Genomic DNA, 25,561 nt, shown 5'->3' on the forward strand with positions numbered 1-25,561 from the left:
TGTGTTCTGGTGGAGCTGATAATCACCGAGAAGAACAACGCCGCCCGGCGTATCGCGGAGATCCTGAGCGACGGGAGCGCGACGACGAGCCAGCGCAACGGCGTCAACGTCTACCGCTGGGGCGTGACCCGCTGTGTCGGCCTCTCGGGCCACGTCGTCGGCGTCGACTTCCCCGAGGAGTACTCCGACTGGCGCGACGTCGAGCCCGTCGAGCTGATCGACGCCGACATCGTCAAGTCCCCGACCCAGCAGAACATCGTCCGCACCCTCCGACAGCTCGCCCGCGAGGCCGACGAGGCCATCATCGCGACCGACTACGACCGCGAGGGCGAACTCATCGGCAAGGAGGCGTACGAACTCATCCGCGAGGAGACCGACGTGCCGGTCAAGCGCGTCCGCTTCTCCTCGATCACCGACCGCGAGGTGAAGGAGGCGTTCGCCGAACCGGACGACATCGACTTCGACCTCGCCGCCGCGGGCGAGGCCCGGCAGGTGATCGACCTCGTCTGGGGCGCGGCGCTGACCCGGTTCCTCTCCCTCTCCGCGCGGCAGCTCGGCGAGGACTTCATCTCCGTCGGCCGCGTGCAGTCGCCGACGCTCAAACTCATCGTCGACCGCGAGCGCGAGATACAGGCGTTCGACCCGGAGGACTACTGGGAGCTGTTCGCCGACCTGACGAAGGACGGGGACACGTTCGAGGCGCAGTACTTCTACGACGACGACGGGAGCGAGGCCGAGCGCGTCTGGGACGAGGACGACGCGAACGCGGCCCACGAGCGCCTGCGCGAGGCGACGAGCGCGGAGATCACGTCGGTTCGACGCCGGACCCGGACGGACAACCCGCCGGCGCCGTTCAACACGACCGCATTCATCTCCGCGGCGAGTTCGCTCGGCTACTCCGCCCAGCGCGCGATGTCCATGGCCGAGGAGCTGTACACCACGGGCTACATCACCTACCCGCGGACGGACAACACGGTCTACCCCGAGGATCTGGACCCCGAGGAGTTGCTCGACGAGTTCACGATGACCCACGAGTTCGGCGACGACGCCGAGTCCCTGCTCGAACTCGACGACATCGAGCCCACCGAGGGTGACGACGAGACGACCGACCACCCGCCGATCCACCCGACTGGCGAGGTCCCCGACAGGGACGCCCTCTCGGAGGACGAGTGGGAAGTGTACGAACTCGTCGTCCGCCGCTTCTTCGCGACGGTCGCCGAGCCCGCGACGTGGGAACACCTGCGGGTCGTCGCCGAGGCGAAGGACTGCCAGCTGAAAGCGACGGGCAAGCGCCTGCTCGAGGCCGGCTACCACGACGTGTACCCCTACTCCTCGGCCAGCGAGTCGTTCCTGCCGGCCGTCGAGGAGGGCGAACACCTCGACGTGACCGACGTGGAACTGGAGGCAAAGCAGACCCAGCCGCCGCGCCGCTACGGCCAGTCGCGGCTCATCCAGCGCATGGAGGACCTGGGCCTGGGGACGAAGGCGACCCGCCACAACACTATCGAGAAGCTCTACGACCGCGGGTACATCGAGTCGGACCCGCCGCGGCCCACCGCCATCGCCGAGGCGGTCGTCGAGGCCGCCGAGGAGTTCGCCGACCGCGTCGTCAGCGACGACATGACCGCCCAGCTCGAAGCCGATATGTCCGCCATCGCGAACGGCGAGGCGACGCTGGACGACGTGACCCAGGAGTCCAGAGAGATGCTCGAACGGGTGTTCGAGGAACTCCGCGAGTCCCGCGAGGACATCGGCGACCACCTGCAGGAGTCGTTGAAGGCCGACCGCCGCCTCGGACCCTGCCCCGAGAGCGACCACGACCTCCTGATCCGCCAGAGTCGACAGGGGTCGTACTTCGTCGGCTGTGACGGCTACCCCGACTGCCAGTACACGCTCCCGCTCCCGAGCACGGGCGACCCGCTCGTCCTCGAGGAGTCCTGCGAGGAGCACGGACTGAACCACGTGAAGATGCTCGCCGGTCGCGACACGTTCGTCCACGGCTGTCCCCAGTGCAAGGCCGACGAGGCCGACGACACCGAGGACGAGGTCATCGGCGTCTGCCCCGACTGCGGGGAGGACGAGGGCGGGGAACTGGCCATCAAGAAGCTCCGTTCGGGCTCGCGGCTCGTCGGCTGTACGCGCTACCCCGACTGCGACTACTCGCTCCCGCTCCCGCGCCGGGGCGACATCGAGATCACCGACGAGTACTGCGACGAGCACGACCTGCCGGAACTGGTCGTCCACAGCGGCGACGACCCGTGGGAACTGGGCTGTCCCATCTGCAACTTCAGGGAGTACCAGGCCCGGCAGGCCGTCGACGACCTCGAAGACCTCGACGGCGTGGGCCCGGCCACGGCCGAGCGCCTGGAGACCGCCGGCGTCGACGCGCCCGGTGACCTCCACGACGTCGACCCGGACCGCCTCGCCACGGAGATTCAGGGCGTGAGCGCCGGCCAGATCCGCGACTGGCAGTCGCAGGTCCCCGAGGTCGACACCGGGTCGGACGACGACTCCGACGACGACCCGGACGAGGATTCTGCGTCGGAGAGCGACGAGGATATCCTCGACGACATTCAGGCCGAAGTGGAAGAAGTCGAGAGCGACTGACCGGCCCGGTACACGTCGCAGTGCGGGCGACGCCTCACTTTCTCTCACTGTTCTTCGTCGAGGTCCGACTGCGTCACGCTCGCGGCCGGTGACCCGGTGACGGTGTCGGACCGCACGGCCCCGGTCGTCTCCGTAATGGCTCGCCAGGTCGCCGCGAACGTCTCCATGGTGTGGAAGCCGAAGAGGAGGCAGCCGACGAACAGTAACGTCGTGGCGTCGAGGCCGTATCGGAGCGCCCACAGCGGGACGAGGAACTCGCGGCCGGCGAGCGTCAGCGTCGAGTGGCGCTGGAGGAACGCGGCCAGGACGGGAAGGTCGTAGCCCACGGCGTCGAGAACTGTCGTCGCTGTCGTCCCGGTGACGACGCCGGCGGACCGCATCGCCTTCTCGTGGGCGGTCAGCACGCTCCACGCGACGACGAGCGTCTCCCCGAACGCCGAGAGGGCGTCCCAGACGCTGTCGGCGCTGTCGTCGGCGACGAACAGCGCGATCACGCGCCGGCCGACGACGCCCAGCGCGACGCGCAGGCAGAACAGCGAGAGGCTCAGCAGCCCGAACCCCCAGAGCGCGACGAGCGGCGTGCGCTGCCACGCGAACGGGAAGCGCCCGAGCGCGAGCACCGCCGTCCCGACGCCGAGGAGGTAGCACGCACCGACCAGCCCGTACCGGTGGGTGTCGGCCCGCCACGTCACTGCCGTCGCGACGACTGCCCCGAGGAGGAGCGTCGCCGCGACCGGAAGCACGGGCGCGAGCGCGACCACGACGAGCGTCCCGGCCGCTGAGGCTGTGAGTCCGTTCGTGACTTTCACGTGTCGATCAGGTAACTCGTTCGCTGGTAAAGATTCGGGTCCGCGGCGGCCGTCCAGCGCCCGGCCGCTGCTTCAAAAACCGACGTGCGAGGTGGAACTCGGCCCGTCGTCCCCGTCGTCGATCTGTCCTTCGTGTTCGAACGTGTACTCGTCGTCGACCAGAAACACCTCGCCGTCCTGCGACCACCTTTTTTCGCCTCGGGTCGCTCGCTCCGCTCGCGACCGCTCGGCCAAAAAATCTGGACCAAAAAAAGCCGGACGACTCGTTCGCTTCGCTCACTCGCGTCCGGTGAGTGTCTTTCACCGGCGTTCAAAAGCCGACGTGCGAGGTGGAACTCGGTCCGTCGTCACCGTCGTCGATCTGTCCTTCGTGTTCGAACGTGTACTCGTCGTCGACCAGAAACACCTCGCCGTCTTCGACAGCGAGGTCAACGTCGGGAAGGGTCGTCCCCGCCGCTTCTCCGTTCTCGCAGTCGCCCGAACACGCGTCGAACATCGACCCGTGCTTGGGGCAGATGATCTCGCCGTCGCGCATGGGGACGCCGCGGCCCGTGTCGAAGCGCTGGGCCTCGTGCGTACAGCGGTTGATCCACGCGGTGACGCCTCGGTCGCCGTCGGTCGCCGCCGCGTCCGCCGCAGCGGGGTCGTCCTCGCAGGGGACGACGATGATCTCTTCGTCCATGTCGAAGGAGTTGGTCGCCGTGAACAGGAACGAGCGCTCGTCGTACACCTGCTCGACCGTCGTGAGTCGCGCGCCGTCTGCCATTGCCTCTCGATAGAGCGGATTCGAAATAGAACTGACGGCGAGTAGTCGTGCGGCCGGCGGGCTCCGAGTGCGAACGGACGGTCGCTCGAAGCCGCTGTCACCACCTGAACGCCCGCCATCCTCGATCGTCCCCATCCGAAGCGGTTTTACCGTGGCGTGAGATGTGTCTCAGTATGCAGAGGCCGTGGGACGACTGGGAGCACATTCTGAAGGTCGACCCGGACAAGGATCTCGTCGGCGACGAGACGTTCGAGGACGTCGTCACGTGCGGGACCGACGCCATCGAGGTCGGCGGGACGACCGGCGTCACCGAGGCGAAGATGCGCAGGGTCGTCGACGCCTGCGCCGAGTACGACGTGCCGCTGTACGTCGAACCGTCGAACCCGGCGAACGTCGTCTACCGCGACGGCGTCGACGGCTACCTCGTCCCCGAGGTGCTGAACGCCGGCGACATCGCGTGGATCACCGGCGTCCAGAAGGAGTGGGTCCGACTCGACGACGACATCGACTGGACGAAGACGTTCACCGAGGGGTACATCGTTCTCAACCCCGACTCGGCCGCGGCCATCCTGACCGAGTCCAACTGCGACCTCGACGCCGAGGACGTGGCCGCCTACGCCGAGGTCGGCGAGCAGATGCTCGGCCAGGAGATCATCTACACCGAGTACTCGGGCACCTTCGGCGACCCCGACGTCGTCGCCGCGGCTGCCGACGCACTGGAGGAGGCCACCCTCTTCTACGGCGGCGGCATCCACGACTACGAGTCCGCGAACACCATGGCCCGCCACGCCGACACCGTCGTCGTCGGCGACCTCGTCCACGACGAGGGCGTCGACGCCGTCGTCGAGACCGTCGAGGGCGCGAACGACGCCACCGCCGCGACGATCACCGACTGACTGACTGATTCTTTTTACGTCCACGCCGCCGCCGACTACTCTCCCCTGCCCTCCCTGACCCCACCCGTCGCAAGGTTGATTTGCGTCCGGTACTGCGCTCCAGATGGTGCGTTATCATGTGCCACGAATACACCTCCCGCGTCTGGGATCGAGAGCGCGACGAGGCCGACAGCGAGGACGACGTGCCGGAGTTCCTGAACGAAGAGGGGAGTGACGACCTCGAAGTCCTCACGGACGGCGGCGACGAGTCGTAGACCACCACGATTTTTCGGCCCGCGTTCACCGCCGACAGCGGCCGCCGTCGCGGCCCGGTCGACGGCCGGACGGCGTTCGCCGGCCGTCGGTCCCGTCCGACCGTCGGTCTCGTCCGCCCGCTGTCTCAGAAGACGGCGCGTTCGAGCAGGCGGCCGACGAGGCCGGACCGTCGGGACGTCCGCGGTCGGACGGTGATGACGCTCGCGCCGTCGCGCGAGCGGTCACCGCGCTCCGACCGCACCAGCACGTCGCCGTCGCTCGCGGCTATCACGAGGTCGCTCTCGGCGGTCGCGTCCGCGAGCGCGTCGCCGCCGCGTCCCGTGACCACGCGGGAGTCGACCGGGACCGTACACAGGTCGGCGAGCGAGCGGTGGTAGTCGTCGATGGCCGTCCGCCGCTCGGGCGGTTCGTCCTCGCCGATCACGTGGACGAGTTCGAGCGTCGCGCCGCTCGTCGCGGCGAGCGCGTCGGCGACTCTGACCTTCGTCGGGTCGAAGGGCCCGCGATCGGTGACGAGCGTCACCGTGTCGAGGTCGTCGATGTCCTCGGCCGCGACGGTGAGGAGGTCGAACTCCGCTCGGGTGCCGGGGCCGCCGTCGAACAGCCCCGGTCCGAGGTCCCCGGTCGCGGGGTCGGCCACGACGAGGTCGAAGTCGTGGTCGCGGGCGAAGTTGATCGTCGCGCGGTCGGGGTCGTGACTCACCACTTCGCCGTACTCGACCGGGACGTCGACGTCGGCCACGAGCCGGTCCGTCTGCGCTTCGAACGCCCGGTCGGCGTCCGAGACGACGCCCTCCGCGTAGTCCAGCGGCGTCTGGTCGGGCACGCGGTCGAACTGGACGACGGTGACGCTCCCGTCGTCGCGCCGGGCCAGACTCGCCGCGACGTGCAGGAGCGTGCGTTCGCGCGCCTCGCTCGTCTCCTCCGTGACGGCGACGAGCACGCCCGTGTCGCCGGCATCGCGGAACTCGGAGCCGGTCTCCGCGACCGCCTTCCGGTCGATACGCCGTCGGACCGCGTCGGCGGCGACGCCCTGTCGCTGGACGCGCCGGCGACCGTACGCGTAGTACCAGGCGGCGCCACCGAGCGTGATGACGACGGCGCCGACCAGCGGGAGCGTCCCCATCTGCGTGAGGAGGACGAGTCCCCCGACGACGCCGAACGCCTGAATCCACGGGTACAGCGGGGAGCGGTAGCTCGGTTCGTACTCGACGTCGCTCGTCCGGAACGCGACGACGGCGACGTTGACGAGGACGAACACGAGGATCTGGAACGCGCTCGCCAGCTTCGCGATCTCCATGATCGGGACGAAGGCGATGAGCGCGAGCATCACGCCGCCGGTCAGCGTGATCGCCGTCGTCGGCGTGTTGAACCGCTCGCTGATGGTCGACAGCGACGGCGGTGCGAGCCTGTCGCGGCTCATCGCGAAGGGGTACCGCGACGAGGAGAGCAGGCCGGCGTTCGCCGTGCTGATCAGCGCGAGGATCGCCGCCGCGACGACCACGACGACGCCGGCCGTCGGCATGGTCGCGGCCGCGACGTCCGCGACGGGCGTGTTCGAGCCGACGATCCCGTCGGGCGTCACGCCGACGATGACCGCGACGATCAGCACGTACAGGAGCGTCGTGAACCCCAGCGAGTAGACCATCCCCTTCGGGATGACGCGACCGGGGTCCTCGACCTCCTCCGCGACGCTCGCGATCTTCGTGACGCCCGCGTAGGAGACGAACACGAAGCCGGTCGCGGCGAGGATGCCGCCGCCGCCGGAGGCGAAGAACCCGTCGAACGCGACTCGTTCGACGGAGCCGACGCTCCCGGCGACGAACCAGACCATCGCCACGAGCATCGCGGCGACGATGGCCACCTGCAGGCGCCCGGTCTGCTTGGCGCCGAGGAGGTTCACGACGATGAGCAGCGCCGCCAGCCCGAGCGCGACGGGCTTTATCGGGAGGTCGAACAGCACGACGAGGTAGGGGACGCCGCCGACCAGGGCGAGCGCGCCCTTGAACGAGAGCGCGAACCACGTCCCGATACCGGCGATAGTCCCCAGCATCGGGCCCATCCCGCGCTCGATGTAGATGTAGGTGCCGCCGGCTTCGGGCATGGCCGTCGCCATCTCGGCCTTGCTCAGGGCCGCCGGGAGGACGAGCACGCCCGCCAGCAGGTACGCGAGGATGACCGCGGGACCGGCCATCTTGAGCGCGAGCGCCGGCAGGATGAAGATCCCGCTCCCGACCATCGCGCCGATACTGATCGCCAGGACCGACGGCAGACCGAGGTCTCGATCGAGTTCCTTCGGCATCTCAGCTGTCGGCGAGGGCCGATCTGATCTCGGGTGCCAGTACATCCGTCGAGCAGATGGTCTCGGCGCCCAATCCGTCGAACACGTCCTCGCGGTCGGGGTCGTTCACCCGAACGACGATCTGTGAGATGTCGCCGCGGGTTCTCAGGTGCTGTGCGACGAAGAGGTTCACCCTGTCGCTGGTCGCCGCGACGATGGCGGCGTCCGCCTTCAGGCCGAGCGCCGCGATCGCGCTCCCGTCGTCGAGCGGTGCCTCGTGCGCGTCGAGACCATCCGCGCTCGCCCCGCTGACGAGTTCCGGCCGGTCGCTGACGAACGTGACGTCGTAGTCGTCCGAGAGCAGGCCCGCGAGCGCCCGCACGTCGTGCGACGACCCGACGACGACGACCGTCGTCGGACGGTCGAACGCGTCAGTCATCCGCCTGCGCGTCGCTCCGAGGACCATGGAATCACCTCCGTCGATCGCTGTGCCCGCCCTCGCGGTCTGTTCTCGGCGTCTACCTCCGCGAACCGCACGCTCCGTGGATCGCTGAGTCCGTTCATGGTACGTCCGACAGAAAGGCCCGGAACGGCATAAACTAGCTGATCAAATTGCCGAACCGGCAATCAAACGTCTAAATAACTCCTAAACCGGCAAACACCTGGGGGCGGATCAGTCGGTGCCGTCGCCGAATCCGCTGTAGGCGTGGACGTACTCGTTGCGGATGATGTCCTCGTCCTCGATCTCGAACCCGAGGTCGTCGAGTTCGCGGCCGATCCGGCTCAGGTCGTCGCCGTCGCGGCCGACGACTTCGACGTGGACGTTCTCGTTGCCCGTCATCACTTCGCGGACGGCGACGACCCCCTCGATCTCCAGGGCGTCCCGCGCGAGCGACTCTCGGTCGGGGATCGGCGCGGTACAGACGATCAGCGTGTGCAACTGGAAGCCGGCGGCCTCGTAGTCGACCGCGGCGTGGTAGCCGGTGATGATCCCGGCCTCCTCCAGGTTGCGGATCCTCGTTCGGACCGTGCTGGCGGCGACGTCCATCCGGTCGGCGATGGTGCTGGTCGACATCTTCCGCGCGTCGTTTTGCAGCGCCTGGAGTATCGCCCTGTCGAGGTCGTCGAGTTCGCGCTCTGCCATGCCCTCCGTTTCTCCACCCGCTGACAGAAACGTTGTGATCGACCGAACCGATCGTGTGCTATTCGGTAGCGCGGTGTGTGAACCGCTGACCCGGAAGGACTGTCCTTAAGTCGGGGCCACCGGAAGCCACACACATGGACGACCGCACTTACACTGCAGCGGCCGAGCCCGGCGAGACCGTCACGGTCGCCGGCTGGGTCCACGAGATCCGAGACCTCGGTGGCATCGCCTTCCTCATCCTCCGGGACACGACCGGCAAGATCCAGATCAAGTTCGAGAAAGACGAGATGGACGACGACCTCGTCGAGACCGGACTCGGGGTTCACCGCGAGTCCGTCGTCGCCGTCACCGGCGACGTCGAGGAAGAGCCGCGCGCGCCCACCGGCGTCGAGATCACCCCCGACTCCCTCGACGTCGTCGCCGAGGCCGACCCCGAACTGCCGCTCGACCCCTCGGGGAAGGTCGACGCCGACCTCTCGACGCGCCTCGACAACCGCACCCTCGACCTCCGCAAGGACGAGACCAAGGCCATCTTCGAGATCCGCGCCGAAGTGCTGCGCTCGGTGCGAGAGGCCTTCCGCAACCTCGACGCCACGGAGATCAACACCCCGAAGATCGTCGCCACCGGCACGGAGGGCGGCACGGAACTCTTCCCGATCACTTACTTCGGGCAGGAGGCGTTCATGAACCAGTCACCCCAGCTGTTCAAGCAGCTGATGGTCGGCTCCGGCCTCGAACGCGTCTTCGAGATCGGTCCGATCTTCCGCGCGGAGGAGCACAACACGCCGCGCCACCTCAACGAGGCGACCTCCATCGACTTCGAGTCGGCGTTCTACGACCACACTGACGCGATGGACGCCTGCGAGACCATCGTCAAAGCCGCCTACGAGGGCGTCGCCGAGAACTGTCAGGAACAGCTCGAAGCGCTCGACCTCCAGGACGAATTCGAGGCGCCGGAGGGCGACTTCCCGCGGCTCACCTACGAGGAGGCCATCGAGCGGATCAACGCGACCGGCGAACTGGACGAACAGCTCGTCTGGGGCGACGACCTGCCGACCGAGGGCGAGCACGCGCTCGGCCAGGACGTCGGCGAGCACTACTTCATCACCGACTGGCCCTCTGAGATCAAGCCGTTCTACATCAAGGACCACGACGACGGCGAGCAGCTGTCGACCGGGTTCGACATGATGCACCCGACGATGGAACTGGTATCGGGCGGCCAGCGTGAACACCGCTACGACCACCTCGTCGAGGGCTTCGAACAGCAGGGGCTCGACCCCGAGCAGTTCGATTACTACACCAAGATGTTCAAGTACGGCATGCCGCCCCACGCCGGCTGGGGACTGGGCGGCGAGCGCCTCGTCATGACGATGCTCGGACTCGGCAACATCCGGGAAGCCGTTCTCTTCCCGCGAGATCGCCAGCGACTCTCTCCGTAGAGTCGCTCGATCTCGCCGCGGTCGGGGGCAGCCAGCGGCTCTCTCCGTATCGTCGCCGACCCGACCGCGAACGCACGGCTACTTTTTTGGTCGTCACCGTGAACGATGCGCTGTGGAGTGGACGGCATACAGTTTCGAGTGCGCGGACGCGGACGCCCGAGCGTCGCTGGTCGAGTGGTTCGACGAGACCCATCCGCTGGACGTGCCCGCCGACGAGGACCACGTCCACGGGGACCTCGTCGACGGCGACGGCGAGGAACGAGCGGCGGATCTGGCGTGGGTCGCCGAGTACGTCTACACGCTGACGAACGAGCCGGTCCCGGGGCTGCTCGTCGAGAGCGCGCCGCTGTGGGAGCGAGCCGTCGTCGCGACGTTCGACTCGGAGACGGAGACCTGTACCGAGGCGGTGCTGTATCGGTCAGTCGAGGACGCGCCCGAGGAAGCGGTCCGCTACGAGGGCGAACAGGGGCTGGCCGGGCAGGGCATGCTCTACCGGTTCGCGATGACGCACCAGTTCCGGTTTCGCGCGTTCGCGCACGCGCCGCCGGCGCCGATGTTCACCGAGCCGTTCGGCGCGTTCGACGCCGCCGTCGGGCTGGGCTGGGGGAGCGACATGGTCGAGGAGTTCGAAGCGGAGACCGGCGTCGCGCCCACGGCGCGGGGGGTCACGTTCCTCGAATCCGACCCGATGCTCGACGAGGGCGAGTTCTACGAGACCGTCGACGAGGAGTGACCACCCGACCGCACCGCAGACAGACGCGTGGAGTCCGGCCATCCGGGCGCGAAACGCGCGTGTCGGGCCCGTTCAGGCCGTCACGACGTCGTCCTGCAGATCGGCGACTGCCGAGAGGAGTCCCTCGCGTTCCGGGTCGTCGACGCCGCAGGCTCGGAGACTCGCGTCGAGGTGCTCCGCGACGCGACCGAACGCCTCGGCGGTCACGTTCAGGTGGTCGTGGGCCGCTCCCATTCCGGGGCCGTCGTACGCTTCCTCGCCGCCGGCCACGTACGAGATGAACGCTTTCTGGTGTGCGCGTAACTCGTCGGTGTCGGTGTCCGCGAAGTACGGTTGCAGGTCGTCGTCCGCGAGCACCCTGTCGTAGAACTCCTCGACGACCGCGTCGATCGCGTCCTGTCCGCCCAACCGCTCGTAGAGCGTGTCTTCGACGGTCACGGGGGACTGTGAGTCGTGGCGACTCATTAGTGTACCGTCCGCCCGCGCCACCGGACGTGGACGGGGCCGTCGACGCGCCCCAACCAGCCGCCGGCTCCGCTCAGTCGTCGTCCACTGGCGCCGCGCCGCTTCCGGTGCCGGCGGTGAGGCCGGAGCCGTCGACGACCTCCTGGTTCGCGGCGACCCACCGCAGGAGGAGGAACGCGAAGACGTACTTCGCGCCGATGTCGAGCAGCGAGTAGCCCCACGACGTGAGGCCGACGGACTCGACGAGCGCGAGCCCCTCGACGCCGACGGCCCAGATGATCGGGTAGCCGAGCCAGAGCACGACCGTCAGCGCCCGCAGCGTGCCGAAAATCTCGTCGGTCCCGGCCGCGGCCGCGTCCTGGGGCCACTCGACGAGGATAGCGTACAGCACGACGACGAAGAAGGCGCAACTGATGACGTAGAAGGCCCACCGGAGCGCGTAGGAGGACGTGACGAGCGCGGCGGCGAGCCCGGTGAGACACATCGCGACGTCCGCGGCGACGACGGTGAAGAGATCCGGCGTGTCGACGTCCGCGAGCAACCCGAGCGCCAGCAGGATCATCGGCGTCGACAGCGCCCACGTCAGATACCGTCCCCACTGGCTCAACACCTCCTCGCCCGCGAGCGCGTGCCCCGCCGGCATCTCGATGAAACCGACGGTCAACCCCGACACCAGCCCCGTGTAGCTGGATATCGAGACGAGCGGGATCATGAGCGTCGCCGCCCAGATGAACTTCGCACGCGATCCCTCGACGTTGCGTCCCATGTACACGAACAGCAGGATCGACAGCCCCGCGAGCGCGATGTTCGCCCACAGCGACGACGACAGCAACGCGTCGTTCCGGATCTGGTCGAACACCTCTGACTGTGTCGCCTGGAGCGCGACGGCGCTCGGAGTGACGGGTGACATGTAGTCACAACCTCGGTCGCGTCACTGTAGTAACCAGTACCCAACTATGCTGGGACGAAAGTGACGAACCGGCGATAGATCGCCCGGAAACTGCCGGAACGTCGTCTCAAGCGGCCAGAATGGGTCTCGGTCACCGGCTGGATCGCCGACTCGTTCCACGACCACACTACAGCCTGCGGACGGCAGTTCAGTCCCCGACAGCACCGACCGCCTGCGAGCGCATCTCGCCGGTCATCTGGATCCCGTTGGCGTCGATCCGGCGGACGATCCGGCGGGCCTGCGAGCGCGAGAGGTACTTGTCTTCTGAGGCGGCGCGCGCGACGACGCCGAAACTGCTCGTGACCGCGCCGCCGAGCCCCTCGGCGATGCGGCGGACGCGGCGGTCCTCCGAGACGACGGCGACCGCGTGACGGTCGTCCGGGTCGCCGTGCGCGATGACACCCGCGAGCATCGCGGCCTCGTGGGTGTCGGCCTCGATACCGACGACCTCGGTGGCCTGCTCGTGGGCGGAATCGGGGACGGCGGTCGACACGTCGGTCTCGTCGAGGAACGCCTCCAGCGCGCTCCGGGCGGGTTCCGTCGTGACCTGCTCCCGGACCACCGTCGGGACGACGAGCCGGCCGTCGAAGCTCTTCAGCAGGTCGAGTTCGCCCACCTGCCCGAGCGCGTACAGCGACGTGGGGCCGACGTAGATGCGAGTCATCTACAGTTCCTGCGCGGTGTAGGCGTCGTCGCTCAGGTCCTCGGCCGCCAGCTGTGTCGTGAGGTTGCGCTCGTGGGCCATCTCCAGCCACTCGCCCAGCGAGACGCCCGCGATCCGGGCGGCCTCGGCGACCGACGCGTCGCCGGTCTGGTAGCGCTCGACGGCACGCCGGGCGCGCAGTTCCGCGAGTCCCTCCCGCAGCGCCTTCCGGATCGTCGTACTCCGGTCCTCGTCTAGCAGTTCGGCGACGTCGTCCAGTTCTTCCTTCTCCTCCATCGGGAGGCGTGCGCTCACTGACGGCATGCTCGATACGTTGTCTAACACCGCATACAATAACTCTATGGGTCCACCCGGCACCAGAGCGGGAACGAAGTGGGGGGTTCCGAACGAGTAGACACAAATGCGGGGGATTCCACGCTTCGAACATGGCGTTGGAACGGGACGAACACGAGGGTCGTGACGTCGACGAGAACGGCGACGCGGGGGAGGGGCCGCTCGTCGGTGTCGCCGCCGGGGCGGTGACGTTCCTGACCCTCGGCGTCGCCTTCGGGCTCATGTTCCTCGGGGTCGACTACTTCTGGGTGGCGTTCCCGGTCGGATTCGGCGGTGGGATGCCGTTCGCGGTCGCGCTCGCGAAGTGGTACGAGTCCGAGCGAGCGGACGAACCCGGGCGAGACCGCGCCGCGCGGCCGGGAGCGGCGAGCGGTCGCTCCGGGACGGCCGACGAGGCCCTGGAACGCCTCCGCGAGCGGTACGCCCGCGGCGAGATCGACGACGTCGAGTTCGAGACGCGCGTCGAGCGCCTGCTGGAGACGGAGTCGGTCGACGACGCCGAGGCGTTCCTCGGCAGGGACGACGAGCGTAGCGAGCGGACGACGGACCCACGTGAGCGGAGGACGGACCCACGCGAGCGGACGGCGGACGACGCGGACGAGGTAGAGCGGGCCTGACCGGCGACGACGCGGCCGGAGGACGAAACTGATTACACGCGCGGCGCCGAGGGTGAGACAATGACAGCGGTGGCACGGGCGTTCGTCCCGGGACACGTGACGGGGTTTTTCACTGTCGACCGGGACGACGACCCGACGAAGGCGGGTTCGCGGGGCGCGGGACTGGCGCTCTCGGAAGGAGTGACCGTCACGGTTCGGCACGCGGACGACCGTGACGTGGTGTTGAACGGCGAGTCGGTCGAGATCGAAGCGGTCGAGCGCGTGCTCGACGCGCTGCAGGCGACCGTCCGGGTACACGGCGTCACGGACCTCCCGGTCGGGTCCGGCTTCGGCGTCTCGGGCGCGACGGCGCTCGGTGCGGCGCTGGCGACCAACGACCTGCTCGACCGCCGGCTCTCGACGTACGAACTGGCGACGGTCGCTCACGGCGCGGAGGTGCAGGCGGGGACCGGGCTGGGCGACGTCGTCGCACAACTCCACGGCGGTGTCCCGATACGGCTCGAACCGGGCAGTCCCCAGGTCAACAGGATGGACGCGGTGCCGGCCCGCTCGCGCGTCGAGTTCCAGACGTTCGGCGAACTCCCGACGAGCGAGGTCATCGGTGGCGACACCGAGGCCATCTCGACGGCGGGCGAACGAGCGCTCTCGGCGCTCGTCGAGGAGCCGACGCTGTCGATGTTCATGGGCGCCTCGCGGCAGTTCTCCCGGGAGGCCGACCTCGTCTCCGACCGGGTCTACGAGGTCGTGACGGACGTGGCCGAGGCGGGCGGCGAGGCGGCGATGGGGATGCTCGGACAGACGGTCGTCGCGCTCGGGACGGGGCTCTCCGACGCGGGGTACGACCCGTCCGTGTGTCGGATCGACCCGACGGGGGCGACACTCGTTGACCCGCCCAGCGACCGGTCGCTCCCGGAGTAGACGCCTCTCCGACCGGAACGGACCGTAGTAATCAGGTATTCGTTTTTCCCCGCTGGCTTCCAAACGAGTGAACGGACCGACCGACCCGAACGGTGTCGGTCCGCACTGTCCCACCCCACCCCACCCCACTCCATCCCGACCTCGCGCCTTCCGCCCCCGAGGTCCGAACCCAACCCGGACCTTCGAACGAACGGAGTCAATCCATGCGAAAACGTGAATCACTGTACCTGCACGCGCTGTTCGCGCTCGTCCGAGAGGAGTTCGAACACGACCGGGACCTGGCGACGGAGGCGTTCGAGGAGTACGAGACGATGGACGTCTCCCCGACGGCCGTCCACCGCTCGAAAGCCGTCCACGAACGGGCGGTGTTCGCGCTCGCGGACGAGTTGAGTTCGGTCGTCGCGTCGGACGTCGACGCTGTCGGTGAGTCGCGGCGGAACGCCGGGGAGGAGACGGACCGGTATGCGGAGTGACCGCGGAGACGGCGCCTCTCGACAGGGAACCGACAAAACGTTCTTACGCGGATACCCGTTACGTCGAACGACAGGATGACGGCGCCGGACGAACAGCCGACGGAACTCGAGTTCCGGGTGACCGACCAGGAGTACCCGTTCGTCAGCGGGTCGGAAGTCGGCTCCTGTCGGTGTATCCTCCGGGAACTGTTGCCCACGTCGGGCGGTGAGTACCTGGAGTTCTTCGAGGTCCGCGACGCCTCGAATTCGGCTGTCGAGACCATCACGGAGGTCGAGCCGGTGGAGGAACTGCTCGTCGACGAGTACACCGACAACGGTGTCGTGGTGTTCCGCGTCGAGGAGCCCTCGGCCTGTGTCGCGACGACGCTCGCGGACGAGGAGGCGTTCCTCCGTGACCTCTGGGCGGAGGAGGGCGAGGGGCGCGTCGTCGCGGAGGTGATGCCGTCGCGAGACCCGGGGTCGGTGGTGAACTCGTTCACCGAGGAACACCCGTCGGCCGACCTCGTCGCCAAGCGCGACCGCCCGGAGGACGGCCCGCTCTTCCTCCGCCATCGCGTGCAGGACGTGCTGGCCAGGCGACTCACGGACCGGCAGCGGGAGGTGCTCGTCACCGCCTACGGCGCGGGCTATTTCGAGCGGCCGCGGGCGACGACCGGCGCCGAAGTGGCCGCCGGGCTGGACATCTCTCCCTCGACGTTCTCACAGCACCTGCGCGCCGCACAGCGCAAGCTCCTCGCCGCCCTCCTCGAGGAGGGCAACTCCGCGCCCAGTCATCGGATCGACACGGAGTGACCACTCGCGGGCCAGCCCGTCTGAGCCGCTCCCGGAAACGTCGGATTTTCCACGGTCGCCCGCGACTGTCGGGTATGACCGACGTCGAGGTCCCGGAGAGTCACCCCCGGTACGAGTCGCTGTTGACCCGCCACCGCATCGAGGCCGGCGTCGAGAAAGGTATCACCTCACAGCAGGGGCTCATCGCCCAGGGTCGAGGCGAGGCGTTCGACTACCTGCTCGGCGAGCGAACCCTCCCCTCGGCCGACGAGGCCGAACGCGCCGCCGCGGCCCACCTCCTGCTCGCCGAGCACCCGGTGCTCTCGGTCAACGGGAACGTCGCCGCGCTCGTCCCGGGCGAGACCGTCGACCTCGGTGATGCGACGAGCGCGGAGATCGAGGTGAACCTGTTCAACCGCACGCCAGAACGGATGGAGGCGATCGCCGACCACCTCCGCGAGCACGGTGCGAAGGACGTGAAGGGGCTCACCGCGGACGGGCGGATCCCGGGTCTCGATCACGAACGAGCGAAGGTCGACGCGGACGGCATCGGCGCCGCCGACGTGGTGCTCGTCCCGCTGGAGGACGGCGACCGCGCGGAAGCGCTGGGCGAACTGGGCAAAGTCGAGATCGTGATCGACCTCAACCCGCTCTCGCGCTCCGCGCGGGCCGCGGACGTGCCCGTCGTCGACAACGTGATCCGCGCGGTGCCCGCGATCACCGAGCACGCCCGCGAACTGGCCGACGCCGACCGCGAGACGCTCGAAGCGATCGTCGACGAGTTCGACGCCGGCGAAGCGCTGGCGGCCGCCGAGCGGGCGATCCGCGAGGGCGAGCGGGCCGAGGAGTAGACCGACGCCTCGGGGGACAGGGCCGCCGGTCGTCGCCGCTCAGAAAGATTCTTACGGCTGTCCGTGACAGTCGAGTGTAATGATTCACGCAGACGGGGGGTCGTGACGTGCTGCCGGCGCAGTTCGCCTTCGACCGCCGCCTGCCCGACGAGGAGACGGTCCGCGCGACGCTGGAGGAGCGGGCGGTCACGCCGTTCGGTCCCGGCGAACGACTCGACCGCCTCCATCGCGTGCTCTACCCGGCGTTCCGTCTCGAGTTCGAGTACGAGGCCTCCGAGCTGCTGTCGTTCGGGACGAGCACGGAGACGACGACCACGCTGGTCGACGGACTGATGGACGGGAACGACCGGTTCGTCCACGAGTACGTGGACGGGACGGCCGATCCGGTGACGGTCGGAACCGACCGGTTCGACCTCGGTGTCGACCACCCGGGGCTGGGGACGACGGTGATGCTGGAGTTCCAGGCGACGAACGACCGCGCCGAGAGCGTCCTCGTCGAGCGACTGATCGACTACCGCGACCGCCGGGCCGCCGCCGGCGAGGAGGCCGCCGCCGTCTTCCTCAACAAGTTCAGGGACGCCTACGGCCTGCCAAACGACTTCGACCCGGACGGCGGGATCGAGGTGACGGACGTCCAGCGGGTGTATCTCCCCTTCTGGCTCGCGGAGTTCCGGGCGGACGCCGCCGACCACGCGTATCTGGTCTCATTCCGGGACGAGAGCGACGCGGACGTGGACCACCCGGACGGCTGGGTGGCCGAGTGGGTGTCGGGCGACCCGACGGTGATCGGCGAGTTCGGCCACGAGGTCGACCTCGACCGCGTCCAGCGGGCCGCGGACGACGCGGAGGACGACCACGGCGGAACCGGAGCCACGGGCGGTGCCGAGACCAACCACGAGGGCGGACCCGACCCCGTTCCGTCGACCGGCGGACGCGGGAGCGACAGTGGCGACGGCACGGCCGAGGTCGTCCAACCAGACGGCGTGGAGATGAACGCCGAGTCGCTGGTCGACCCGTCGCCGGACAGTGGGTTCGGGCAGGTCGGCGGGATGGCCGACCTGAAGGAGACGCTGCGTCACAAGGTCGTCCGGCCGGTGACCGACCCCGAGCGCTTCGCCGCCTACGGCCTGAGCGTCGTCAACGGCGTCCTCCTCCACGGGCCGCCGGGCTGTGGGAAGACCTACGTCACGAGGGCGCTGGCGGGCGAACTCGGCCACTCGTTCGTCGAGGTGTCGCCCGCGGACGTGACGAGCAAGTACATGGGCGAACCGGCCCGGAAGGTCGCCGACGTGTTCGAGATCGCCCGTGCAAACGCCCCGTGTCTCCTCTTCGTCGACGAGATCGACGGTATCGCCGGCGACCGGAACGGCGAGAGCGACATGAACTCCAGCGAGCAACAGCTGGTCAACCAGCTCCTGACCGAACTGGAGTCGCTGGACGACCACGACGTGGTCGTGGTCGGCGCGACGAACCTCATCGAGGACGTGGACCCCGCCATTCGCCGGTCGGGTCGCTTCGACGAGCGCGTCGAGGTGCCCCCGCCCGACGCAGAGGCTCGCCGCGCGATCCTCGACCTCCATCTCGCCGGACGGCCGACGGTCGAGCATCTGGACCTCTCGCCCGTCGTCGAGCGGACGGTCGGCTACGCCGCGAGCGACCTCGAACTGATCGCGGAGAACGCGGCGCGCGAGGCGCTCCGGGACGAAGCGCCGATCGGCCAGTCGCACCTCGAAGCCGGACTCGAGGGGACCGACTCCAGCATCGGCGACTGGGTCGGCGTCTCCCACAAGGAGGGGACGCACGTCGTCCAGCCCGACGGGGTGGACCTGTCGGCGCACTCGCTAGTCTCGGTCGACGTGGACCAGTCGTTCGCGGACGTGGGCGGCATGGCCGACCTCGAGGAGCGACTGCGGGAGACGGTGCTCGACCCGCTGGAGAACACCGAGGCCTACGAGCGCTACGACATCGACGTGCTCTCGGGCCTGCTGCTGTACGGGCCGCCGGGCTGTGGGAAGACCCACGTCACGAGAGCGCTGGCGGGCGAACTCGGCCACGCCTTCGTGGAGGTGTCGCCCGCGGACCTGACGAGCAAGTGGATGGGCAAGCCCGAGCAGAACGTCGCCGACATGTTCGACATCGCTCGCGCGAACGCGCCGTGTCTCCTCTTTATCGACGAGATCGACGCCGTCGCCGGGTCGCGGGGCGACCTCCAGTCCGGCCAGCAGGGCATGGTGAACCAGCTACTCACCGAACTCGAGTCGCTGGAGGACGACGACGTGGTGGTCGTGGGCGCGACGAATTTCCTCGAGGACGTCGACCAGGCCATCCGGCGGTCGGGCCGGTTCGACGAGCGCGTGGAGGTACCGCCACCCGACGGCGAGGCGCGACGGGCGATTCTCGACGTCCACCTCGCCGACCGGCCGGTCGCCGACGACGTGGACTGGGACCGTGTCGTCGAGGGGACCGAGGGGTACGCCGCGAGCGACCTCGAACTGCTCGCGGAGAACGCGGCGCGCAACGCCCTGCAGGACGGGGACTCGATCCGCGAGGAGCACCTCGACACCGCCCTCTTCGAGACCCAGTCCAGCCTGCGCAACTGGGACGACGGCGACCGCTACGACGCCAGCGACGTGGGTTCGAATCTGCGATTTTCGGGCTGACTCGGCCCATCCGTCTCGACGGCTCCGCTCCGCTCAGGCCAGCGGTTCGTCGAGTGCCGCGTTCACGCGCGCTTCGAGGTCGCCGGACGTCACGAGATCGGCGACGGACTCGATCTCCGCTGCGAGCGGGCGGTCGTCGTCGAGCGGCGGCACCCGTTCGCGGACCGCCTCGTAGGCCGCGCCGGTGCCGCGGCCGGCGGCGAGTCCGTCGTCGACGAACTCCGCGGCCTGCGCGCCACAGAGGAGTTCGATCCCGAGGACGCGCCCGACACGGTCGGCGGTCTCGCGGGCCTGGAACGCCGAGGTGGCGCTCATGCTGACGTGGTCCTCCTGGTTGCCGCTGACGGGCGTGTTGTCGGTGGCCGGGCGGCCGTCGGCTCGGCACTCGTTCACCAGCGCGGCGGCGGTGTACTGGGCGATCATGTAGCCCGAGCGCAGGCCGGGTTCGGTGGTGAGGAACGGCGGGAGGTGTGGCTCCTGCGTGTTGGGGTTGAGCATGCGGTCGACGCGGCGCTCGCTGATGGCCGCGAGTTCCGTCAACGCGCTCGCGAGGTAGTCGATCCGGAGCCCGAGCGGTTCGCCGTGGAAGTTGCCGCCCGAGAGGACGGCCGCGCGGTCGGTGCCGCTGGCGCGGGTGGCCGCGGCCGCGGCACCCTCGTCCGTTCCGGGGTCGGCGACGGCGTCTCTGGGGAAGACGAGCGGGTTGTCGGTCGCGCTATTGAGTTCGACCGCGACGGCCTCGCGGAGGTGTGCGACGGCGTCGCGAACGGCGCCGTGGACCTGCGGGAGACAGCGCGTCGAGTACGCGTCCTGCACGCGGTCGCAGTTGCGGTGTGACTCGACGACCTCCGAACCGGCGGTCAGTCGGCGGACGTTCGCGGCGCTCGCGGCCTGTCCCGCGTGGGGCCTGACTCGCTGGATCGCGGGGTGGCTCGGCACCGTCGAACTCATCGTCACCTCGGTCGTGAGCGCGCCCGCGGTGTCGGCCACGCGGAGGAGTCGCTCGGCGTCGACGACGAGGAGCGCGCCCAGACCGACCGTCAACTGGGTGCCGTTGATGAGGGCCAGTCCCTCCTTGGCGCGGAGGGTGAGCGGTTCGAGGCCGGCGCGGGCGAGTGCGTCCGCGCCGTCGAGGCGTTCGCCGTCGCCGTCGCTGGCGCTTGGATCCTCTCCGCCGTCGACCCGTGCCTCGCCCTCGCCGAGGAGGACGATGGTCGCGTGGGCCAGCGGTGCGAGGTCGCCGCTCGCCCCGAGGCTTCCCGTGTGGGGGACGACCGGATGGACCCCCTCGTTCAGCATCGCGACGAGGTGGTCGACGACGACTTCTCGGACGCCCGAGTACCCCTTGACGAGGGCGTTGACCCGCGCCAGCAACATCGCGCGGACGGCCTCGACCGGCAGTTCCTCGCCGGCGCCGGCGCTGTGGCTGCGGAGGAGGTTCGTCTGGAGCGTCTCGATCTCGTCGGCCGGGATGCGCTCGTCGACGAGTTCCCCGAAGCCGGTGTTGACGCCGTAGACGGCCTCGCCGCTCTCGACCACGTCTTCGACTCGCTCGCGGGAGGCACGGACCAGTTGTCGGGCGTCGGGGGCGACCGAGACCGCCGCTTCCTCGCGGGCGACGGCGACGACCTGCTCGGGGGTCAGCGACTCGCCGTCGAGGACGACCTCAGGCATCGGGCTCACCCCCGTCGCGTGTCGGGAGCCCCTCGTCGGAACCGGGACCGACGACGAGGTCGCCGCCTTTCAGCACGGTGGCGACGCGGTTGACGCCGTAGCTGTAGGGCACGTGGACGTGCGAGGGGGCGTCGAGGACGACCAGATCGCCGGCAGCGTCCTCGCGGATGGCCCCGCGGTCGTCGCGGTCGAGCGCGCGGGCGCCGTTGCGGGTGCCCGCGACAAGCGCTTCCGCGGGCGTGAGTCCCATCTCGACGCAGGCCAGCGCGCTCGCGAAGCCCACGCTCTGGGAGTGGCAGTTCGGATTGAAGTCGGTCGAGACGGCGACGGGCGCGCCGGCGTCGACCATCGCACGCCCGTCGGCGTAGTCGGCGCCGAGGCCGAAGGCGGTGCCCGGCAAGAGCACGGGCGTCACGTCCGCGTCGAGAAGCGACTGCACGTCCTCGTCGGTCGCGTGCAGGAGGTGGTCGGCGCTCGCCGCGTCGACCTCCGCGGCGAGTTTCGTCCCGCCGCGGTGGGCGAGTTCCTCGGCGTGGACCTTCGGCGTCAGGCCGCGCTCTCGCCCCGCTTCGAGGACGCGCCGGGACTGCTCGACGGTGAACGCCCCTTCGTCGCAGAACACGTCGCAGAACTCGGCGACGCCCTGTTCCTCGACGGCGGGCAACTGCTCGGAGACGACCCGATCCACGTAGTCGTCGGCGTCGGCGGGGTCACCGCTCCCATCGTAGTCCCGCGGAACCGCGTGGGCGCCCATGAACGTCGGCACCACGTCGACGGGGTGGCGGTCGTCGGCGCGGTCGATCACGTCGAGCATCCGCAGTTCGGTCTCCGCGTCGAGGCCGTAGCCCGACTTCACCTCGACGGTCGTCGTCCCGTGGACGGCCATCACGTCTAGCTGGCCGAGCAGGTTGCCGAGCAGTTCGGCGTCGCTCGCGGCGCGGGTCGCCTCGACGGTCCGGTGGATGCCGCCGCCCTCGGCGAGCAACTCGCCGTAGGTCGTCCCGCGGAGTTTCGCCTCGAACTCGTCGGAGCGGTCGCCCGCGAACAGCGCGTGCGTGTGCGAATCCACGTAGCCCGGGATCACCGCCCGTCCGGTCGCGTCGACGGGATGGGTGGCGTTCTCCGGCGGATACTCGCGGGTGATCTCGTCGGTCGGGCCGACGGCGGCGACCTCGCCGTCGACGACCGCGACCGCGCCGTCCCCGACGATGGCCGCAGGGTCGTCGCTCTGGAGGTCGCCCGTCGCGGTCGCGACTTCGGTGGCGTCGTGGACGACGGCGTCGAGGTCACCCATCGAGGGCCCCCCGTCGGGAGTGGCGACCCTTCGGCGCCGCGAGGCTGGCGAAGAAGTGTGCGACGGCGCGCGTGGCGGCGTCGACGGTGCGGCCGTCACGGTCCAGCGGCGGCGCGCACTCGACGACCTCGAAGCCGGCGACGCGGCCGTGGACCGCGACGTGTTCGAGCAGGCGATACAGTTCCCGCGTCGTCAGGCCGCCCGGCGTCGGCGCGCTGACGCCCGGCGCGGCGGTCGCGTCGAGGACGTCCAGGTCGACGCTGACGTAGATGGCGTCCACGTCGCCCAGCGACGCGATGGCGTCGTCGATCACGTCGATGGGCGCCTCGGCCACGTCGGCCGGTGTGAACACCCGCCCGCCGTGCTCGTGGAGGTAGTCGTGGTAGGCGGTCGAGGTCTCGAAGTTCCGGGCGCCCAGAACGACCATCTCGTCCAGTCCGGCCTCGTGGAGCTGGCGGTAGGGCGTCCCGCTGGTCGGCCCCGCCTCGCCGACCGCGCGGCAGTCGAGGTGGGCGTCGAAGCTGATGACGCCGAGCGAGCCCCGGTCCAGAAGCGGCGCGGCGTTGGGGTAGGTCAGCGAGTTGTCGCCGCCGAGGAAGACCGGGACGGTGCCGCGCCCGTACAGTTCCCGGGTCACTTCGCGGACCCGCTCCTGGACGCGCTCGACGGAGGGGTCGCTATCCTCACCGCTCCCGTCGTCGCCGTGGCGCTCGCCGTCCACGGGAAGCACCACGTCGCCGAGGTCGGCGATACTCCCACCGGATCCGGTCGGGCCGTGGATCCGTTCCGATGCGACGTTCTCGCCGTCCTCGTCGGCACGCTTGCCCGCGAGGGAGATCGGGCCCAGGTCCACGTGATGGGTCTTCGTCGCGGCGAGCGACTCGCGGATCGCGGCCGGTCCCTCGGCCGCACCGCGTCGGCCGATCACCGCGCCGTCGTAGGGTTCGCCGACGATCACGACGCCGTACTCGTCGAGGTCGTCGACGGTGGTCTGCTCGACGACGTGTCCGAACTGCGCGTCGTCGGGGTCGTCGGAGGGGCCGACCCAGTCGGGAGGGTCGGTCAGCCTATCCGACGCGGCATCGACACCCGACTCCGACCCGTCAGCCATCGCGGCGTGCCTCCATCGGGATCGGGATGTCAGAAGCGTCGGCCTGCTCGCTCGCCTGTTCGTACCCCGCGTCGGCGTGGCGGACGACGCCCATCCCGGGGTCGGTGGTGAAGACGCGGCGGGCCTTCTCGGCGGCCAGGTCGGAGCCGTCGAGGACGACGTGGTTGTTGGTGTGCAGCGCGTTGCCGATGCCGACGCCGCCGCCGTCGTGGACTGAGACGATGTCCGCGCCCGCCGCGCAGTTGAGGAGCGCGTTGAGGATCGGCCAGTCCGCGACGGCGTCCGAGCCGTCCTTCATGGCCTCGGTCTCGCGGAAGGGAGAGGCGACGCTGCCGGCGTCGAGGTGGTCGCGCGTGACGACGACGGGCGCCGCGATATCGCCGTCGGCGACGAGGTCGTTGATCCGGAGGGCGAAGCGGGCGCGCTCGGTGAGCCCCTGATCGTCGGTCTCGGCGCCGAGCCAGCAGACCCGTGCGGGGAGGCCCTGAAACGACACCTGCTCCTGTGCGAGGTCGATCCAGCGGTGGAGCGCGTCTTTCTCGGGGAACAGTTCCTTGACGGCCTCGTCCGTGCGGTGGATGTCGGCGGGGTCGCCCGAGAGCGCGACCCAGCGGAACGGGCCCTTGCCCTCGCAGAACAGCGGACGGACGTAGGCAGGGACGAACCCGGGGAAGTCGAAGGCGTCGCAGTCGCCGGCCGCGGTGCCGGAGAGGGGCCACTGGCGGTCACCGTCTGCGTCCGCTCCTGCCGCGCGCTCGACCCGCCAGTCGGCCACCTGGCCGCGGATGTTGTTGCCGTACTCGACGGCGACCGCGCCGCGCTCCTGCATCTCGAGGATCCCGTCGACGTGCTGCTCCATCGTGTCGAGGCTCTCGCGCTCGTAGCGCTCGGGGTCGTCCTCGCGCAGGCGGTCGGCCTCCGCGACGGTGTAGCCCGACGGGTAGTACCCCTCCAGCGCGTCGTGTGCGGCGGTCTGGTCGGTGACGACGTCGGGGACGAACTCCCGGTCCAGCATCGCTTCGAGCATGTCGGCCGCGTTCACGTGGACGCCCACCGAGTAGCGCTCGCCGGCTGCCGCCGCTTCCTCGGCGCGCTCGATGGCCGCGTCGAGGTCGTCGGTCTTCTCCTGGCAGTAGCCGGTCTCGATACGTCGGTCGATTCGAGCCTCGTCGACCTCGGCGGCGATACAGACTCCCTCGTTCATCGTCACCGCGAGCGGCTGGGCGCCCCCCATCCCCCCGAGGCCGCCGGTGACGACGATGCGGCCCCGGAGACTGCCGTCAAAGTGCTGGCGGGCGGCTTCGGCCAGCGTCTCGTAGGTGCCCTGGATGATGCCCTGCGTGCCGATGTAGGCCCACGACCCGGCGGTCATCTGGCCGTACATGATCAGGCCCTTCGCCTCGAGTTCGTGGAAGTGCTCCCAGTTGTCCCACTTTCCGACGAGGTTCGAGTTGGCGATCAGGACCCGCGGCGCGCGCTCGTGGGTCTCGAACCGGCCGACGGGCTTGCCCGACTGGACGAGCAGGGTCTCGGTGTCGCCCAGTTCGCGGAGTTCGTCGAGGATCGCGTCGTAGGCGTCCCACGAGCGGGCGGCGCGGCCGGTCCCTCCGTAGACGACCAGATCCTCGGGTCGCTCGGCCACCTCCGGGTCGAGGTTGTTGTTGAGCATGCGGAGCGCGGCCTCCTGTCGCCACCCCTCGCACTCGATGTCGGTCCCCGTCGGCGCCCCCTGGTAGGCGCGCCACTGGTCGCTGGGTTCGCCGACCGCGGCGCTGTCGGTCGTCTGCTGTGCCATGCGATGGCTTGGGGCGAGACGGACAAAAGGACGGTGGCGGTCGCGGACGCGCTCGG

At 69.5% G+C, this 25,561-nt stretch carries 24 protein-coding genes; 11 read left to right on the forward strand and 13 right to left on the reverse strand.

Annotation, left to right across the window (positions count from 1 at the left end):
• The first annotated feature begins 9 nt into the window (after positions 1–9).
• Positions 10–2,607 (forward strand): DNA topoisomerase I, encoded by a 2,598-nt coding sequence (locus D1409_RS17700; protein ID WP_123538312.1) that lies wholly within the window; start codon positions 10–12, stop codon positions 2,605–2,607.
• A gap of 44 nt (positions 2,608–2,651) precedes the next feature.
• Here the strand turns inward: D1409_RS17700 and D1409_RS17705 are convergent, their stop codons facing one another.
• Together D1409_RS17705 and D1409_RS17715 are read right to left on the reverse strand one after the other, a co-directional pair.
• Entirely contained in the window at positions 2,652–3,416 is a 765-nt protein-coding gene (locus D1409_RS17705; protein ID WP_123538313.1) for a hypothetical protein, read from the reverse strand.
• Between the two features lie 310 nt (positions 3,417–3,726).
• Positions 3,727–4,182: a Rieske (2Fe-2S) protein gene (locus tag D1409_RS17715; protein ID WP_123538314.1), complete on the reverse strand. Its 456-nt coding sequence runs from the start codon at positions 4,180–4,182 to the stop codon at positions 3,727–3,729.
• Between the two features lie 173 nt (positions 4,183–4,355).
• On the opposite strand from D1409_RS17715, the gene D1409_RS17720 reads away from it, so the two are divergent.
• Together D1409_RS17720 and D1409_RS24710 are read left to right on the forward strand one after the other, a co-directional pair.
• Complete coding sequence (locus tag D1409_RS17720) at positions 4,356–5,078, forward strand: phosphoglycerol geranylgeranyltransferase (RefSeq protein ID WP_123538315.1); 723 nt, start codon at positions 4,356–4,358, stop codon at positions 5,076–5,078.
• A 116-nt stretch (positions 5,079–5,194) separates the two neighbouring features.
• On the forward strand, positions 5,195–5,332 hold the full coding sequence (locus tag D1409_RS24710) for a hypothetical protein (RefSeq protein WP_164471762.1): 138 nt from the start codon (positions 5,195–5,197) through the stop codon (positions 5,330–5,332).
• A gap of 125 nt (positions 5,333–5,457) precedes the next feature.
• On the opposite strand, the gene D1409_RS17725 is transcribed toward D1409_RS24710, so the two are convergent.
• The 3 genes from D1409_RS17725 to D1409_RS17735 all read right to left on the reverse strand — a co-directional run bounded on the left by D1409_RS17725 (position 5,458) and on the right by D1409_RS17735 (position 8,758).
• On the reverse strand, positions 5,458–7,635 hold the full coding sequence (locus D1409_RS17725; protein ID WP_123538316.1) for an amino acid permease: 2,178 nt from the start codon (positions 7,633–7,635) through the stop codon (positions 5,458–5,460).
• A gap of 1 nt (position 7,636) precedes the next feature.
• Entirely contained in the window at positions 7,637–8,080 is a 444-nt protein-coding gene (locus D1409_RS17730) for an NAD-binding protein (protein WP_123538317.1), read from the reverse strand.
• 207 nt (positions 8,081–8,287) lie between these two features.
• Positions 8,288–8,758, reverse strand: coding sequence for an Lrp/AsnC family transcriptional regulator (locus tag D1409_RS17735; RefSeq protein ID WP_123538318.1), 471 nt, complete (start codon positions 8,756–8,758; stop codon positions 8,288–8,290).
• Positions 8,759–8,892: 134 nt separating this feature from the next.
• On the opposite strand from D1409_RS17735, the gene aspS reads away from it, so the two are divergent.
• Complete coding sequence (gene aspS / locus D1409_RS17740) at positions 8,893–10,197, forward strand: aspartate--tRNA(Asn) ligase (protein WP_123538319.1); 1,305 nt, start codon at positions 8,893–8,895, stop codon at positions 10,195–10,197.
• Between the two features lie 112 nt (positions 10,198–10,309).
• Positions 10,310–10,930 (forward strand): hypothetical protein, encoded by a 621-nt coding sequence (locus tag D1409_RS17745; protein WP_123538320.1) that lies wholly within the window; start codon positions 10,310–10,312, stop codon positions 10,928–10,930.
• Between the two features lie 72 nt (positions 10,931–11,002).
• Here D1409_RS17745 and D1409_RS17750 read toward each other — a convergent pair whose 3' ends face one another.
• The 4 genes from D1409_RS17750 to D1409_RS17765 form a co-directional block, all read right to left on the reverse strand.
• On the reverse strand, positions 11,003–11,395 hold the full coding sequence (locus D1409_RS17750; RefSeq protein WP_123538321.1) for a group I truncated hemoglobin: 393 nt from the start codon (positions 11,393–11,395) through the stop codon (positions 11,003–11,005).
• A gap of 73 nt (positions 11,396–11,468) precedes the next feature.
• Entirely contained in the window at positions 11,469–12,305 is an 837-nt protein-coding gene (locus D1409_RS17755; protein ID WP_123538322.1) for a bacteriorhodopsin, read from the reverse strand.
• Between the two features lie 187 nt (positions 12,306–12,492).
• Entirely contained in the window at positions 12,493–13,008 is a 516-nt protein-coding gene (locus tag D1409_RS17760) for a hypothetical protein (protein ID WP_123538323.1), read from the reverse strand.
• Positions 13,009–13,311: a UPF0175 family protein gene (locus tag D1409_RS17765; protein WP_123538324.1), complete on the reverse strand. Its 303-nt coding sequence runs from the start codon at positions 13,309–13,311 to the stop codon at positions 13,009–13,011.
• A 122-nt stretch (positions 13,312–13,433) separates the two neighbouring features.
• Here D1409_RS17765 and D1409_RS17770 point away from each other — a divergent pair, with 122 nt between their 5' ends.
• The 6 genes from D1409_RS17770 to D1409_RS17795 all read left to right on the forward strand — a co-directional run bounded on the left by D1409_RS17770 (position 13,434) and on the right by D1409_RS17795 (position 19,631).
• Positions 13,434–13,958: an SHOCT domain-containing protein gene (locus D1409_RS17770; RefSeq protein WP_123538325.1), complete on the forward strand. Its 525-nt coding sequence runs from the start codon at positions 13,434–13,436 to the stop codon at positions 13,956–13,958.
• Between the two features lie 60 nt (positions 13,959–14,018).
• A complete protein-coding gene (locus tag D1409_RS17775; protein ID WP_123538326.1) occupies positions 14,019–14,876 on the forward strand; it encodes a pantoate kinase in 858 nt (285 codons plus the stop codon).
• A 203-nt stretch (positions 14,877–15,079) separates the two neighbouring features.
• Positions 15,080–15,349 carry a UPF0058 family protein gene (locus D1409_RS17780; RefSeq protein ID WP_123538327.1) on the forward strand — a complete coding sequence of 90 codons (270 nt, stop codon included), beginning with the start codon at positions 15,080–15,082 and terminating at the stop codon, positions 15,347–15,349.
• A 75-nt stretch (positions 15,350–15,424) separates the two neighbouring features.
• The gene (locus D1409_RS17785) at positions 15,425–16,141 is read left to right on the forward strand and encodes a helix-turn-helix domain-containing protein (protein WP_123538328.1); all 717 of its coding nucleotides are present in this window, start codon (positions 15,425–15,427) and stop codon (positions 16,139–16,141) included.
• A gap of 74 nt (positions 16,142–16,215) precedes the next feature.
• Positions 16,216–16,971, forward strand: a complete 756-nt coding sequence (locus D1409_RS17790; protein ID WP_123538329.1) for a 4-phosphopantoate--beta-alanine ligase — start codon at positions 16,216–16,218, stop codon at positions 16,969–16,971.
• Positions 16,972–17,078: 107 nt separating this feature from the next.
• The gene (locus tag D1409_RS17795) at positions 17,079–19,631 is read left to right on the forward strand and encodes an AAA family ATPase (RefSeq protein ID WP_123538330.1); all 2,553 of its coding nucleotides are present in this window, start codon (positions 17,079–17,081) and stop codon (positions 19,629–19,631) included.
• A gap of 33 nt (positions 19,632–19,664) precedes the next feature.
• On the opposite strand, the gene hutH is transcribed toward D1409_RS17795, so the two are convergent.
• From hutH to hutU, 4 genes are read right to left on the reverse strand one after another with little or no spacing between them, the layout of a single operon-like run.
• On the reverse strand, positions 19,665–21,305 hold the full coding sequence (gene hutH / locus D1409_RS17800) for a histidine ammonia-lyase (RefSeq protein WP_123538331.1): 1,641 nt from the start codon (positions 21,303–21,305) through the stop codon (positions 19,665–19,667).
• Positions 21,298–22,599, reverse strand: a complete 1,302-nt coding sequence (hutI, locus tag D1409_RS17805) for an imidazolonepropionase (RefSeq protein ID WP_123538332.1) — start codon at positions 22,597–22,599, stop codon at positions 21,298–21,300. Before hutI ends, hutH begins: the two co-directional genes overlap by 8 nt.
• Positions 22,592–23,710 carry a formimidoylglutamase gene (gene hutG, locus D1409_RS17810; protein ID WP_123538333.1) on the reverse strand — a complete coding sequence of 373 codons (1,119 nt, stop codon included), beginning with the start codon at positions 23,708–23,710 and terminating at the stop codon, positions 22,592–22,594. Before hutG ends, hutI begins: the two co-directional genes overlap by 8 nt.
• The gene (gene hutU / locus D1409_RS17815; protein WP_123538334.1) at positions 23,703–25,505 is read right to left on the reverse strand and encodes a urocanate hydratase; all 1,803 of its coding nucleotides are present in this window, start codon (positions 25,503–25,505) and stop codon (positions 23,703–23,705) included. The genes hutG and hutU overlap by 8 nt, the downstream gene beginning before the upstream one ends.
• Positions 25,506–25,561 lie beyond the last annotated feature (56 nt).

It is taken from the genome of Halosimplex salinum, assembly GCF_003730195.1.
Classification (GTDB): Archaea; Halobacteriota; Halobacteria; order Halobacteriales; family Haloarculaceae; genus Halosimplex; species Halosimplex salinum.